The sequence below is a fragment of the Peptoclostridium litorale DSM 5388 genome, from assembly GCF_900141635.1.
GTDB lineage: Bacteria > Bacillota > Clostridia > Peptostreptococcales > Peptostreptococcaceae > Peptoclostridium > Peptoclostridium litorale.
Map to the genome: position 1 here is coordinate 15,074 of NZ_FSRH01000021.1, position 14,541 is coordinate 29,614.

The following is a 14,541-nucleotide window of genomic DNA, read 5'->3' on the forward strand; positions in this document are numbered from 1 at the left end:
TACAGCGTAAGGCTGTTTTTTTATTTTATTTTTGAATTGGAATTTCAACCCCATTGCAGCCGGGTATTAAAACATAAAGGGCATTGCGATGGGGGAGGGATGCGCTATTAAAATATTAAAGAGCATATTGAAATTTATAGCCATAGCATTTATGGTTTCGCTGTTCTCATTTTTCACATCGTACAGGATAACGGACAGCATTATAAAAAACAGTACATATGAAAAAAATGAATACAATCACATAAAGGAAAAGATAAATGCCGTAATTGAGCAGGAAAAAAGAGCAAACCGGAAATGAAAATCAGGTCCTAAGAGTAGCCATTATCCTGCCTGTATTGGCTAAAAGGCCGAATACATCGCTTATTGAGCTCACTACTATGTCGCAGTTTGATATCAGCTTGCCGCTGCATCCTTCGGGGCCTATTACCGCAATTGACACTACGCATTCTTTAGACATTTCGATGTCATTTAGCCCGTTGCCAACGCATATTGTATTTTCAGTTCCTAATGAGCGAACTATTTCTCTTTTGAACTTGGCAGCGTTTTCTGTTGGGAATTTTTCTATGGTGATGCCAAGGCCTGTGCATTCTTTTTCTACGCTTCCATGAGTATCTGCGGTTGCAACATATACATTCAAGTCTTTTTTCAAATCGATTATCATTTCTCTTATTTCGTCAGACATTTTTCCATCTCGGGCTATGGTTCCGTTATAGTCAAACACTATATTTTCTATTTCCAAATTTTTAAATCCAGGAATATCTATATGTATCATCTGGGCCTCCTTGATAGTATCATGAAATTTCATATTGAAAAGTAGTCGAGGTTAATATATGTTAAAATATATATGTAGTTTAAGCAACATGATAACATAAATTATACAGTAACAAGGGAATGACACAAGGGAGTTTTGTACGATATGGATAAAAACTGTAATTTTGCGAAACTGTGCTATGCAAAAGCTCTAAATGGCGTCAAAAACGGAGATATTACAAATGCAATCCCGGAACTGAATAGGAGTCTGGAGATGGACAGGGCAAATACAGATGCTTTGAACTTGTTGGGATTTTGCCATTACATGCTGTGCGAGTTTGGAAAGGCAGTAGGGATCTGGAAAGCCAGCCTGTCCATAAAGCCAAATGACAATAAGGCCACAATGTATATGGACATAGTGGAAAGTAGTGAGTTCAAAATAATAAGGGGTCAGTATGAAAGTGGAATGGCTTATTTTGAGCAGAAGGATTATAAGAATGCGGCGTTTAAAATGATAAATGTCATATCCAAAAAGAAGGAGCTTGTAAAGCCGTATATAATTGCCGGAATATCAGTGGCAAGTATGGGAGATTTTGAAGAAGGCATTTCATATATTGAAAAGGGCCTTCAAAAAGACAGGGGAAATATAGAGGCTAAAAAATATATAAACTTATTCAGGGAAAAAGATTTTTCCCCAAAACAATATAATGAAAAGAGCGACGTCGCTTCAAAAAAACAAAACACTAGGGCTGAAAAGCTTGGCAAATGGCCTAAAATCAGCATTGCGGCTTTGATGACTGCAGTGTTATTTGTAGCAGCTTTCACATTCCGGTCGGCATCTTTGAAAGACGCCAAGGATGCAGGTCAAAATAACAGCGCCGAAGTGAAGATAGAAAAGCTAAAGAGTGACCATTTCGAGGCAAAGGATACAGGGGAATTGCCCAAAGAAGAAGCCAAGAACAGTGATGAATTGCCAGAACGATCGGATGGAAATTTGCAGTATAAATCAAATGCTTCGGATTTAAAGGGTAACGGTACAGATGAATTTATTGAAAATGAAAAAGAGTACTACCAAAGTGCTCTGAAACTATACAGAGAGTCAAATTACAGAGAATCTGCACCCATGTTTGCCAGGATTGCAGAGATGGGGAAGGAAAAAAAACTAGTAATAGAATCTATGTATCTGGCAGGTTTGGCATTTGAAAAAACGCAAGACTTTAAAAATGCCATAGAATACTATAAAAGATATATAGACAGCGATAGGAATGGGCACTATTATGATGACTCGCTGTACAACATGGGGCTTATATATTATAAAATTGATGACATTGAAAACGCTATACAAACTATGAAAAGGCTTAAAAAGGAAAATCCAAACAGTGTGTATGTGAATTCGAAGACTATGCAGATAATATCACTTCAGGAAGCATCACAATAAAATCTTAAAGTCACATCAAAAAAAGCGGATGAAATTAGCATAAAGCCAATATTCAGATCTCAAGATTTGGATATTGGCTTTGTTTTAGGGTATAAAAACTAAAAACAGTATTTTAAACTAGGCTTGTAAATTTGAAAGGTGGTGCTACTATGCTGAAGCTAGGAAATAATATTTTAAGACATGCCAAAAATACAGGCAAGGATGTCGTTATAGATTACAAGGTTGTAAAAGCCGGAGGCTGATGCGGACCAAGTGTAAAAGAGCTCCGTGCAGGGCTTGTAAATGATTTTAAGCATTCTGGAATGTACACGGAATACGAATATGAAGGCGTAAAGGTATTTATACAAAAGAACATAAAGCAGGCAGATGAAATATATATAGACATAAAGAAGGTGCTTCTTGTATTTAGGCAGTGGGTAATAGAAGGATTAAGGATAAAATAGAGTCCCCCGCTACAGGGGGCTTTTCTATTGTAATAAAGAGTCAGGGTTGATATGATATGCAGGATATATATTCTGGCAATATTGTTTGGTGGGAAAAGAAATATTAATTTTTTTTATATTTATGCAGTTTATGCATATTTATTGAAAGTTTTTTTTCTGGGATAAAAAAGTTTTACACATTAATAAGATGGATTGGAATAAGTATAAGATGTATTTTTGATAAACACAAATATAGTGACATACTTTTGGTGTCTATATGATGAATTAATGACGTGCAAACCATAATATTGTATACACAATTGGTTTGTATAAATGGTTGTGTATACAATATTATAGAGATTGAATTGCAAAAAATAAAAATTGTTAAAAAAATATAAAAAATGTATCAGCATAAGTACATGACATGTATCATGTATCCTGAATGTTATATGGAGTGTATTACATAAATAGGCAAAAATGTAACATTAAATAGAGAATATTTATTAGTTGTGGGATTCGTTGACAATAATTTAGGCTGATGTTATACTTTTTCTTAAAGGTTAGAAACTTTCAAAAGATTTTAAATTTATGCTACTAAATACAATATACAATATGATGAATATTGTAATATTTGCTCTGTAATGGGAAAACGTTACTTTGTGAAATTAATGTTATTATTCGGACGAGTACGTTTGGCTTCAATATACAGTATATTTTTAACCTTTCATATGCATTTTAAACAATGTCAACTTTATTTTAACTTTTTAAATATAAGGGGAGGTTCTACAATGGCAAAAGTTATGAAAACGATGGATGGAAATACTGCTGCAGCTCACGTTGCCTATGCGTTTACTGATGTTGCAGGAATATATCCTATAACTCCATCTTCACCAATGGCAGAAAACATAGATGTTTGGGCTGCTAACGGAAGAAAAAATGTATTTGGACAGCCAGTTAGCGTGGTTGAGCTTCAGTCAGAGGCGGGAGCAGCTGGTACTGTACACGGTTCACTTGCAGCAGGAGCTCTAACTTCAACGTTTACAGCTTCTCAGGGTCTACTACTTATGATACCAAATATGTACAAGATATCTGGAGAGCTTCTTCCAGGAGTATTCCACGTATCTGCTCGTGCTCTTGCAGCTCAGGCTCTTTCAATATTTGGAGACCATTCAGACGTTATGGCTGCAAGAAATACAGGATTTGCACTACTTGCGTCGGGATCAGTTCAAGAGACTATGGACCTTGCCGGAGTAGCTCACCTTGCAGCTATAAAGGGAAGAGTGCCATTCCTTCACTTCTTCGACGGATTCAGAACTTCACACGAAATTCAAAAGATAGAGGTTATGGACTGCGAAGAGCTTTCTAAGCACCTTGACTGGGATGCTGTTCAAAGATTTAGAGACAACGCTCTAAGCCCAGAGCATCCGGTTACAAGAGGTACAGCTCAAAACCCAGATGTTTACTTCCAGGCTAGAGAGGCTGCAAACAAGTACTACAACGAGCTTCCAGGAATAGTTGCTGGCTACATGAAGGTGGTAAGCGATATAACAGGAAGAGAATACAAGCCTTTCAACTACATAGGAGCTGCTGATGCAGAGCATGTGGTTGTAGCTATGGGATCTATCACAGAGACAGCTGAAGAGGTTGTAAACTACCTTGTATCAAAGGGAGAAAAAGTAGGTCTTATAAAAGTTCACCTTTACAGACCTTTCGCTCCAGAGTACCTTCTTGAAGTACTTCCAAAGACAGTTAAGAAGATAGCTGTTATGGATAGAACAAAAGAGCCGGGTGCTATAGCAGAGCCTATGCACCTTGATATAAAGAGCATGTTCTACGGAAAAGCTGACGCTCCAGTGGTTGTTGGAGGAAGATACGGACTAGGATCTAAAGACACTGTTCCAACTCACGTTAAGGCTGTATTTGACAACCTTAAGCTAGACGAGCCAAAAGACAGATTTACTCTTGCTATAAATGACGATGTTACTAATACATCTCTTCCAGTAGGAGAGAAAATAGTTACTGAGCCAGAAGGAACTACAAGATGTAAGTTCTGGGGACTTGGTTCTGACGGTACAGTTGGAGCTAACAAGAACTCTATAAAGATAATAGGTGACCACACTGATCTTTACGCACAGGGATACTTCTCTTATGACTCGAAAAAGTCTGGTGGAGTTACAGTTTCTCACCTTAGATTTGGTAAGAACCCTATAACTTCTACTTACCTTATAGACACGGCTGACTTTGTTGCTTGCCACGTTCAAGCATATGTTAATCAGTATGATGTTGTTGCAGGACTTAAAAAAGGTGGAACATTCCTTCTAAACACTATATGGTCGCCAGAAGAGCTAGATGAGAAGCTTCCAGCAAACATGAAGAAGTACATCGCAGAAAACGACATAAACTTCTACGTTATAAACGGAACTAAGATAGGTCAGGAAATAGGTCTTGGAAACAGAATAAACATGGTAATGCAGTCGGCATTCTTCAAGCTTTCAGAAGTTATATCTCTAGAAGATGCTGTTAAATACATGAAAGACGCTATAGTTAAGTCGTACGGCAAGAAGGGTGAGAAAGTAGTTCAAATGAACAACGCTGCAGTTGACGCTGGAGTAGACGCCCTTGTTAAAGTAGACGTTCCAGCTTCATGGAAAGACGCAGTTGAAGTTAAGGATGTAGTTGAAGCTCAAGAGCCAGACTTCATAAAGAACATACTAAGACCTATGAATGCACTTGAAGGAGACAAGCTTCCAGTTTCAGCATTCAATGGATACGAAGACGGTACATTCGAGCACGGAACAGCTGCTTACGAAAAACGTGGAATAGCTGTAAATGTTCCAGAGTGGATAAAGGACAAGTGTATCCAGTGTAACCAGTGTTCATACGTATGTCCTCACGCTGCTATAAGACCAGTGCTTCTTACAGATGAAGAGCTTTCAAACGCTCCATTCGGAGAAGAGGACGTTCTAGCAGGAAAAGGAAAAGGCGTAGACGCATACAAATACAAAATGCAGGTAACGCCTCTAGACTGTACAGGATGCGGAAACTGTGCTGACATATGCCCGGTTAAGGCTCTTGAAATGAAGCCTCTTGCAACACAGGAAAAAGAAATAGAAAACTGGAATTACGCTGTTACAGTTCCGGTTAAGAAGGATGTTATGGCTAAGAACACTCTTAAGGGAAGCCAGTTCCAGCAGCCGCTTCTTGAGTTCTCTGGAGCTTGTGCTGGATGTGGAGAGACTCCATACGCTAAGCTTGTAACTCAGCTTTTCGGAGACAGAATGTTCATAGCAAATGCTACAGGATGTTCTTCAATATGGGGAGGATCTGCACCATCGACTCCATACACTAAGAACGCTGCAGGAAGAGGACCAGCTTGGGCTAACTCGCTATTCGAGGACAACGCTGAGTTCGGATTCGGTATGGCTATGGCTGGAAAGCAGCTGAGAGCTAAGCTTGTAGGAACTATAGAAGAGCTTGCTGCAATGGACATAGATGCAGACGCTAAAGCGGCTCTTAACGAGTGGATGGAAGTTAAAGAAGACGGAGATGCGAGCGTAGTTGCATCGGAAAAAGTTAAAGCGATCATAGGAAAAGACCTGGGATCTGCTGAAGCTAACGAGCTTCTTGCGACAATAGACAGATACAAAGACCAGCTAGCTAAGAAGTCTTACTGGATATTCGGTGGAGATGGCTGGGCTTACGATATAGGATACGGCGGACTTGACCACGTACTTGCATCAGGCGAGAATGTGAATGTATTCGTATTCGATACAGAGGTTTACTCAAACACTGGTGGACAGTCTTCGAAAGCTACTCCTACAGGAGCGGTTGCCAAGTTTGCTGCATCAGGAAAGAAAGTTAAGAAGAAAGACCTTGGTATGATAGCTGCAAGCTACGGATACGTTTACGTGGCACAAATAGCTATGGGAGCAGACAAGAACCAGGTTATGAAAGCTGTACTTGAGGCTGAGCAGTACGACGGACCATCTCTAATAATAGCGTATGCTCCATGCGTAAACCACGGTATAAAGATAGGTATGGGCAAAACTATAACTAGAGAAAAGCAAGCTGTTGACGCTGGATACTGGCATCTATACAGATTCAATCCAGAGCTTAAGGCAGAAGGAAAGAATCCGTTCACACTAGATTCTAAAGAGCCAACAGAATCATTCAGAGACTTCCTAATGGGAGAGGTAAGATACACATCTCTTACTCAGACATTCCCAGAACTAGCTGAAGAACTGTTTGTAAAGGCAGAAGCTGACGCTAAGGAAAGATACGAAGGCTACAAAAAAATGGCTGAAATGTAATAAAACGTTTCATTAAATGAAGCGGGGGCGAATGCCCCCGCTTTTGTATTGCCAAAATGTAGTGACAAGCGGAAAAGCCATAAAAAGTCAAAATGGCTGGTGAATAATATTTGTGTTATCTTTTTAAAGCTCATGTGGCATAATGTATATAGTATGTTTAAATTATTCTATAAAAGAGGTGGAACATGTATTTTGTATTTGGAAATGAAGTTTTAGACAGCGCAGAACTTGCGAAAAATATTGAAGAGGGTACAAAGCTCAGACTGGTATGCGATCTTACAAAGAGCACAAAGAGAGAGGACACGGGAGCGTTTTTATTTAGACTTAGTGCAAATGAAATATGCTGTGAAGATATAAATGAAATGGCATATGAAGACAAAGTGGACGCTTTGATGAAAAAGGCGGATGAGTATTCGAATGAAGCTCTGAAAATGCTTCCTGAGCAGGCAAGATACAAGATTTTTTCATTCAGATATGATGAAGTGGAAAATGACATTGAAATAATACTGGTGATGGCGCACTTGGAACTCGGAGAGAAAAAGCTTTTTGATGTATTAAATAGAATGTTAAAACAAATTTAAAAAATGCAGAAAATATACCCTTTGCTTTGTTTATACCCTGAAATTTAAGGGTATTTTTTATTTATAAGAAATGTACCGTCAGGTGCAGTTTTTTTTTACAAAGTTTTATGAGAGGGGGTGTTTTTTTGAAGATTGGATTGGCCATAATAACTAAATATGTAAACGAATCCATTTCGATACTCTCATTTTTGAATAATGCCCAAAAATTTGGAAGGCGAATAGACCAGATAATAATAGTTTATTCCCATGGATGCGACAAGGAATTTGTAAAAAAAATAAGGGCTTATTCAAATGTAAAGCTTGTATGCATAAACAGGGCATATGAACTTGAAGAAAGTATACGAAGCCTTGGAATAGATGAAAAAAAATACAGGAACATAATATACTCAAAGACGCTTGAGAGGCATGGGCTTGTTGAGTATGGAAAGTACAGGAACATAGCTCTGCTACAGGCTCTTTTTGACGGCATAGACGTACTTTTTTTCGTGGATACGGACATATATCCCAAACTTCTTGTGGATGAAAACAGATTTGAGGAAGTGGATTTTTTCGGGTCCCATATGGAGTTTATAAAAAAAGAGGATGTGTGTATTACGACGAGCGACTATTCGGGATACTATATAATACCTCCCATGAAATTCGAGCGCATGGAGGAATTTTTTGAAGGAATCCAAAAAAAGTCCGCCACCCATTTTGTAAGCGGATGTAGCGAGCACAAATGCCTTAGTTTTGGCAAGGTTGGAAATCCGGCGGTGGATGATACGGACAAGCTCCTTGGAGGGAACATGGCGATAAAGACAAGCACGCTATGCAAACTGCCGCCGTTTTTCTCGACAACATACATGGTGGACGGAGAGCTTTTTTTGACGCGGGGAGAAGATACGCTGATGGGGATATGCGCCAGGGAAATGGGAATAAGGGCTCTAGATATAGATCTTCTGATATTCCATGACACATATGGCGATTTCCCCAAAATCCCGGATATCACAAGGGACAAGGCTGTAAAAGACCGGTTCTATTATGCCTGCATGGGATGGATAGGCAGAAATGTATTTTTGAATTATATAAACGGATGCGACTACAGGGGGATATATGAAAGGCAGAGGGAGCTGCTTTCGAAATCGGTCTGTGAGATTTCGACTTATCTTCAGGATGACAGGTTCTTAATGTTTCCAAAGGCAATAGACACGGCCTATGGAGAGCTCGACAGAGTGATATATGAATATGAATATACGCTTGAAGGCTTCAATGGAATAGTGAAAAGGATAATTGGAGGTGAAAAGTTTGAATGTTCTTTTGGTGAACCATTTTCCTCTGGAAGGGTCAGGTAGCGGCATATATACCAAGAATCTGGCATATCAGCTTATAAAAAAGGGCCACAACGTAAAGGTTATAGTCCCAGACCACACAAAGATAGAACATGAGAAGTTTGAGGTTAGGACCATAATATTCAATAGCGGAAAAAACTGCTCTTACGAACTGGATTTTAATTTTCCATGTTTCACTACTCATCCTAAAAGCTATACGACATATTACGAGCTGAGCGAAAATCAGATACAGCGGTATATAGATGTTTTCAAGAGGGCAATAGGCGAGTGCATAGACGATTTCAAGCCGGATATGATACACTGCCAGCATCTTTGGATAGCCCCCTACTGTGCGTCGAAATTCGATATTCCCTATGTCATAACTGCACACGGAACAGATATAAAGGGTTTTTGCAAGGATGAAAGGTACAGGCCGTATGCGCTTGAGGGCGCAAAAAAAGCCGCAGGGGTGATAACCATATCAAAGCAGGTGGATGAAGATGTGCAGAAGCATTATGGCGTTGAACCTGCAAGGAGAAAGCTTATACTCAACGGTTTTGACGAGGAGATATTCAGGCCTAAGTACGTAAGCCGGGAGGACGTGCTGTCAAAGCTTCACTTGAGGCCCTCGCATAAGCATGTGGTGTCATTTGTGGGAAAACTCACAGAGTTTAAAGGTGTGGATGTGCTGATAAGGGCGGCCAAGATATATTCCCAGGATATAGACGACGTTGTCACGCTTATAGTGGGTAACGGAGAACAATATGATGAGCTCAACAGGCTCAAGGAAAGCCTGGGGATTGAAAATGTATTTTTCATAGGACACAAGGGTCAGCACACCGTTGCGGACATATACAATATAGCGGATGTTTCGGTGGTTCCCTCTAGGAATGAGCCTTTTGGACTGGTAGCGATAGAAGCTCTTGCCTGTGGAACCCCTGTAGTAGCGACAAACCAGGGCGGGCTTGTTGACTTTATTGATGATTCAATAGGTAAACTTGTGCCCGTTGACGATGACATATCGCTTGCTGAAGCTATAGTGGAAGAGATTATGCATGATCAAAAGGCACAGCGCAGAGAAAGAGCAGCAAGCATGGCGGCAAGGTCGTTTTCATGGTCGAGGGTTGTGGATGATGTTTTGGATTTTTACAAACAGCTTGTAGATAATATGTAGGAGGCGAATATGAGAAAAGTCATAGTAATACCGACATATTGGTCCAGGGCCAAAGATGAGTCGTGGAGGGAAGGCGATGCAGTTTACGATCATCCTACACCTATAGATGCAGAAGGGACTTTAGGCAGGACGCTTGACAGCCTGAAGGGCATGAGCTGCAGGGATTTTACTCTTGTGATTCTTTTGTGTCCGACAGCAGAGGAGATAGCAAGCGAGGCCCGGAGCAGGGTATTCGAGATAATAGAAGCTGTGGGGCTTGATGTTCAAACGTATGTATTCACCCCGAGCGAACTCAACAGGATCAAGTATATGGCATATGAAAATGAAATAAGGCATGAGTGCACCGATCTGCTGAGCCTTTATGGATATGCAAATGTGCGAAACATGTGCCTTTATATATCTTATATAGCAGGTGCCGACGTGGCCGTTTTGATAGATGATGATGAGCTGGTGGAAAAGGAAAACTTTATGGAACTGGCCACGGAGTTCATAGGGGGAAGGCTTTATGGAAAAACTGTCGATGGGATAGCAGGCTATTATCTGAATAAGTACAACAACTACTATGATGATGTAAGCATGGAGCCTTGGATGACATACTGGGACAGATTCGGGTCAAAGGCCGCCGCATTTGACAAGATAATAGGAAGTGAGCCCAGGATAAAGCCTACTCCGTTTGCGTTTGGAGGCGCAATGGTAATACACAGAAATCTTTTCAAGACTGTTCCGTTTGATCCGAGGATAACAAGGGGAGAGGACATAGACTATCTTATAAATGCAAAGATGTTTGGCTTTTACTTTTTTCTGGATAGGGAGCTTTCAATAAAGCACCTTCCTCCGCCAAAATCGCATCCCGTATGGAAGAGGTTCAGGGAGGACATATACAGGTTCTTGTATGAAAAGAGAAAAATCGAGACCCAGTATGAGGTTCCGAATATGAACATGGTTTCACCCGAGGATTTCGACCCGTATCCAGGAAGTTTCTTGAAGGAAGAGCTTGAGGATATGATATTCAAGGCGAATGTAATGCTGTCAATGGACTATATGGCGTGTGGAGATGTGGATTCGGCAAGGGAAAGCATAAGAAACATATACCTTTCGAAATATGACGCCATGCCAAAAGACGACGTGTTCACCCATCTTAGAAAGCTTCAAAGAAGCTGGAGAAGCCTTTTGCAGTTTACAAAGGAGAATATGATGCAGATAAGGAAGATACTTGATGAGTGCGACATGGGATGCGCGTTTGAATATGAACAGGAAAGGCATGTACAGGATATGACAAGCAAGGAAGTGGAAGTCATGCTTTCTGGAATGGAGTTTTTCTCGGAGATGGACGAGGGATTCAGGGAACTGCTTGCGGGCATAGCCAAAGTCAAGGTGTTTGAACTTGACGAGTATATACTCAAAATTGGGGACAAGGACAATTCGTTCTATATAATAAAGACGGGGGCAGTTCGTATATCAAGGCTCAATAGTGAAGGTGAGGAGGTGGTTCTAGGAAGGCTGTCAGAAGGGGACTACTTTGGGGAGAGCAATATAATAAGCGAAGATATAAATGTGGATATAATAGCTGAGGATCTTACTCAGTTGATAACATTCAGCGAAGATGAGATGCTTAATCTCATAGATGCAAACCCCAAGGCAGGCATGCAGGTTGTAATGCTTTTTCTCAGAGAGCTTGCACAAAAGCTTAGCAGCCTGAATTCGAGATATATGGATGCCATATCGAGAAATATAGAGCTGGATATACAGTAGACATAGGCACATGAGGTATGAACCGCCGAACATCCTGCTCTTTGGAGCTGAAAACACCTTAAGCCGGGCGGGTTCATGCCATGAACATGCCTTTTTATAGGATTGATATTATCTCAAAACTATATAGATACATTTGCAATTTTAGTAATATAAAGAGGGTGTGAATAATTCGCACCCTCTTTATATTATTTATTTGTGATACACCTTATTTTTTGAACTAAGTGACATGATTTTTGCCACATGGTACAGCGTTCTGACCCCTGCACCGGTTCCCCCCTTTGGTATGTAATCCGATTTTTTTTCAGCCCAAGAGGTTCCTGCGATATCCATGTGAATCCATGGCGTGTCCTTTATGAATGACTCTATGAACAAAGCGGCAGTTATTGTTCCGGCATTTTTTCCACCGGTGTTTTTAATGTCTGCTATGTCTGATTTCAAAAGCTCTCGATATTCATCGAATGCAGGCAGCCTCCATATTTTTTCACCTGAAATTGAAGACGCATCTTCGACAAGCCTGTAGAAATCATCTCTATTTGACACAACTGCAGTTGTAGAAGTTCCAAGGGCGACAAGAGCTGCGCCTGTTAGCGTCGCTATGTCTATAACCTTTGAGGCGTTTTCATTGGATACGACGTAATATGCCGCATCTGCGAGCGTGAGCCTTCCTTCTGCATCTGTATTTATTACTTCTATGGTCTTTCCCGACATGGAGCCTATTATATCGCTAGGCCTGTAAGCTTTGCCTGATATTGAATTTTCACATGCGGCTACAACGCCCACTACGTTTATATTAAGTCCAAGCTTTGCTATGGCGCAAAGGGCACCAACTACAGAGGCTCCGCCGGCCATGTCAGATTTCATTTCAGGCATTGATGCGGCAGGTTTTATGCAAAGGCCTCCGCTGTCAAAAGTGATTCCTTTTCCGACAAGGCCGAGAACTTCTTCTGAATTGTCTTTATTTCCTGAATACCTCATTATTATGAATTTAGGACGGTTGTCAGATGCTTTTCCAACGCTTAAAAATGCTTCCATTCCAAGTGACTGGATTTTTTGCTCATCGAGTATTTCAACGTCAAATCCAAAATCTTCTCCGGCTTTTACGGCAGTTTCGGCCATTATTTCAGGTGTCATGTTGTTTGGGGGCTCATTGGTCATATCTCTTGCGAGTATTGTCGCCTCCCCAAGTATCATTCCCTCTATTACGCCAAGGTTTAGTTTTTCAATGTTTTCGTCATACTTGTATATTATGTTGAACTCCTTTAATGAAGAGTCTTTTTTGTCCTCGTCAGTTTTGTATTTATCGAATTTGTAGGCAGCCATTATTGCAGCTTCTGAAACGGCTTTTGAAAAATCTTCAACAGGAAAATTGGATCTTAAATGGAATGGAAATAGCTTTACTGATTTTGCGTCAAGTTTTTGGGACTCGTTGATTATTTTAGAGACTAATTTCCTTACCTTTTCGCAGTCGAGTTCATCTTCTTTTCCAAGCCCGATTAGTATTATATTTTTTGGGTTTTTTTCCCTTGGAATTCTAAAACTTTCGATTTCACCATATTTTCCTGTGAACTTTTCTTCTCGGACAAGGTGGCTTACCATAGCCTCTATGTTTAAACCGAGATAATCTAAAGATTCTGAAAGGTCTATCCCTTCATAAAAAGGAACAACCCGTGTATCTGAAAGACCGTCACAATCCCTAAGATTTACAACTCTAATATCCATTTTGAACCCCCTTGATAAATTTATCTATATATTAGCAAAATACACCCGCCTAACCATTTATGAAAAAGTAAATGGTTAGGCGTATTGATAATGATTACATTCAAAGTTGAAGTTAACGCTTATTTTTGGAACGGGCTTATGAATATGCCTTAAGCAGTTCCAAGTTGCCAATTATAGTATACCTTATATCGCCTGGTATGAACACAGTGTTTTCAGGTTCGAGCGATATGACGTTGCTGTATTCATCGTGCATTTGTCCGAAGCCTGAAGCGACTGTATATGAATGGAACGAGCTATTTGAAAAACCATTATAAGAGCCGCTTACTTGAACTTTTTCAACCGTGAAATGTGGAGTTGAAATGTGTTTGAAATTTTCTATTTTACCTGCGTTAGAGTTACCATTATAGTCAATTACATCCAGTGATTTTTTTATGTGGAGCTTTCTGCCGCGTCCCCAGTCGTGCAGCCTGTATGTAACGTTGCTGCTTTGTTGGATTTCAATTAGTTTTATGCCGGCTTCAAGTGTATGGACTGTCCCGGAAGGAATGTATATGAAATCATTTTTAGACACGGGTACGTGGTTTACATAGTCTTGTATTTTTTCTTCATTGATGATCTTTTCCAAAGAGAGCCTGTCGAGTCCATTGTGGATTCCGAGTATTACAGTAGCATCTTTTTTTGCATCAAGTATATACCAGCATTCGGTTTTCCCGTTGTCACCTTCGTGCAGTCTTGCGTATTTGTCATCGGGGTGAACCTGTATGGACAGGGTGCTTTTTGAATCTATTATTTTTATTAGTATTGGAAACTGGTCTGGAGATTCTATTACATCGAAAAGATAACGTCCCTTGTATATTCCATTGTCTATCACAGACATGCCATCAACATGGCATGACAGGTTCCACTTTTCCCAGCCCCATATCTTAGGTGAAAAATGGGGTGAGAGTTTATATATATATTTTCTCAAAGCATTCACCTCCAAAATTAAAATATTAGGGATAATCATAATTCTTATCCCTTTGTATGACTGGTTTTCAAACCGTCACTTTCCCCTATCACTCCATTAAATCTTTAAATATATTCAATCA

Annotated in this window: 11 protein-coding genes; 8 read left to right on the plus strand and 3 right to left on the minus strand. The window is 40.1% G+C overall.

Features of this window, described 5'->3' with window-relative positions; translation table 11 throughout:
- Positions 1–127: 127 nt before the first annotated feature.
- Entirely contained in the window at positions 128–298 is a 171-nt protein-coding gene (locus BUQ87_RS14185) for a hypothetical protein (RefSeq protein WP_159434352.1), read from the plus strand.
- Between the two features lie 3 nt (positions 299–301).
- On the opposite strand, the gene BUQ87_RS14190 is transcribed toward BUQ87_RS14185, so the two are convergent.
- Entirely contained in the window at positions 302–772 is a 471-nt protein-coding gene (locus tag BUQ87_RS14190) for an HAD family hydrolase (protein ID WP_038266788.1), read from the minus strand.
- Positions 773–916: 144 nt separating this feature from the next.
- Here BUQ87_RS14190 and BUQ87_RS14195 point away from each other — a divergent pair, with 144 nt between their 5' ends.
- The 7 genes from BUQ87_RS14195 to BUQ87_RS14220 all read left to right on the plus strand — a co-directional run bounded on the left by BUQ87_RS14195 (position 917) and on the right by BUQ87_RS14220 (position 11,734).
- Positions 917–2,188 (plus strand): tetratricopeptide repeat protein, encoded by a 1,272-nt coding sequence (locus BUQ87_RS14195; RefSeq protein WP_038266786.1) that lies wholly within the window; start codon positions 917–919, stop codon positions 2,186–2,188.
- Positions 2,189–2,490: 302 nt separating this feature from the next.
- Positions 2,491–2,631 carry a hypothetical protein gene (locus BUQ87_RS15340; RefSeq protein WP_159434353.1) on the plus strand — a complete coding sequence of 47 codons (141 nt, stop codon included), beginning with the start codon at positions 2,491–2,493 and terminating at the stop codon, positions 2,629–2,631.
- 767 nt (positions 2,632–3,398) lie between these two features.
- Positions 3,399–6,920 carry a pyruvate:ferredoxin (flavodoxin) oxidoreductase gene (gene nifJ / locus BUQ87_RS14200; protein WP_038266783.1) on the plus strand — a complete coding sequence of 1,174 codons (3,522 nt, stop codon included), beginning with the start codon at positions 3,399–3,401 and terminating at the stop codon, positions 6,918–6,920.
- Between the two features lie 185 nt (positions 6,921–7,105).
- Complete coding sequence (locus tag BUQ87_RS14205; RefSeq protein WP_038266781.1) at positions 7,106–7,501, plus strand: hypothetical protein; 396 nt, start codon at positions 7,106–7,108, stop codon at positions 7,499–7,501.
- 125 nt (positions 7,502–7,626) lie between these two features.
- Positions 7,627–8,832 carry a hypothetical protein gene (locus BUQ87_RS14210; RefSeq protein WP_038266779.1) on the plus strand — a complete coding sequence of 402 codons (1,206 nt, stop codon included), beginning with the start codon at positions 7,627–7,629 and terminating at the stop codon, positions 8,830–8,832.
- Positions 8,786–9,982: a glycosyltransferase family 4 protein gene (locus BUQ87_RS14215; RefSeq protein ID WP_038266776.1), complete on the plus strand. Its 1,197-nt coding sequence runs from the start codon at positions 8,786–8,788 to the stop codon at positions 9,980–9,982. Before BUQ87_RS14210 ends, BUQ87_RS14215 begins: the two co-directional genes overlap by 47 nt.
- Positions 9,983–9,991: 9 nt before the next feature.
- Positions 9,992–11,734 (plus strand): cyclic nucleotide-binding domain-containing protein, encoded by a 1,743-nt coding sequence (locus BUQ87_RS14220; RefSeq protein WP_074210129.1) that lies wholly within the window; start codon positions 9,992–9,994, stop codon positions 11,732–11,734.
- A gap of 189 nt (positions 11,735–11,923) precedes the next feature.
- Here the strand turns inward: BUQ87_RS14220 and BUQ87_RS14225 are convergent, their stop codons facing one another.
- Complete coding sequence (locus tag BUQ87_RS14225; protein ID WP_038266773.1) at positions 11,924–13,453, minus strand: leucyl aminopeptidase; 1,530 nt, start codon at positions 13,451–13,453, stop codon at positions 11,924–11,926.
- A gap of 136 nt (positions 13,454–13,589) precedes the next feature.
- Positions 13,590–14,420 carry a type I phosphomannose isomerase catalytic subunit gene (locus tag BUQ87_RS14230; protein WP_242943855.1) on the minus strand — a complete coding sequence of 277 codons (831 nt, stop codon included), beginning with the start codon at positions 14,418–14,420 and terminating at the stop codon, positions 13,590–13,592.
- Between the last annotated feature and the right edge of the window lie 121 nt (positions 14,421–14,541).

Excerpts from the sequence above, each read along its gene's own strand:
- BUQ87_RS14190 (WP_038266788.1), bottom strand. The coding sequence starts at position 772 with ATGATACATATAGATATTCCTGGATTTAAAAATTTGGAAATAGAAAAT.
- BUQ87_RS14195 (WP_038266786.1), top strand. The coding sequence starts at position 917 with ATGGATAAAAACTGTAATTTTGCGAAACTGTGCTATGCAAAAGCTCTA.
- BUQ87_RS15340 (WP_159434353.1), top strand. The coding sequence starts at position 2,491 with ATGTACACGGAATACGAATATGAAGGCGTAAAGGTATTTATACAAAAG.
- nifJ (WP_038266783.1), top strand. The coding sequence starts at position 3,399 with ATGGCAAAAGTTATGAAAACGATGGATGGAAATACTGCTGCAGCTCAC.
- BUQ87_RS14205 (WP_038266781.1), top strand. The coding sequence starts at position 7,106 with ATGTATTTTGTATTTGGAAATGAAGTTTTAGACAGCGCAGAACTTGCG.
- BUQ87_RS14220 (WP_074210129.1), top strand. The coding sequence starts at position 9,992 with ATGAGAAAAGTCATAGTAATACCGACATATTGGTCCAGGGCCAAAGAT.
- BUQ87_RS14225 (WP_038266773.1), bottom strand. The coding sequence starts at position 13,453 with ATGGATATTAGAGTTGTAAATCTTAGGGATTGTGACGGTCTTTCAGAT.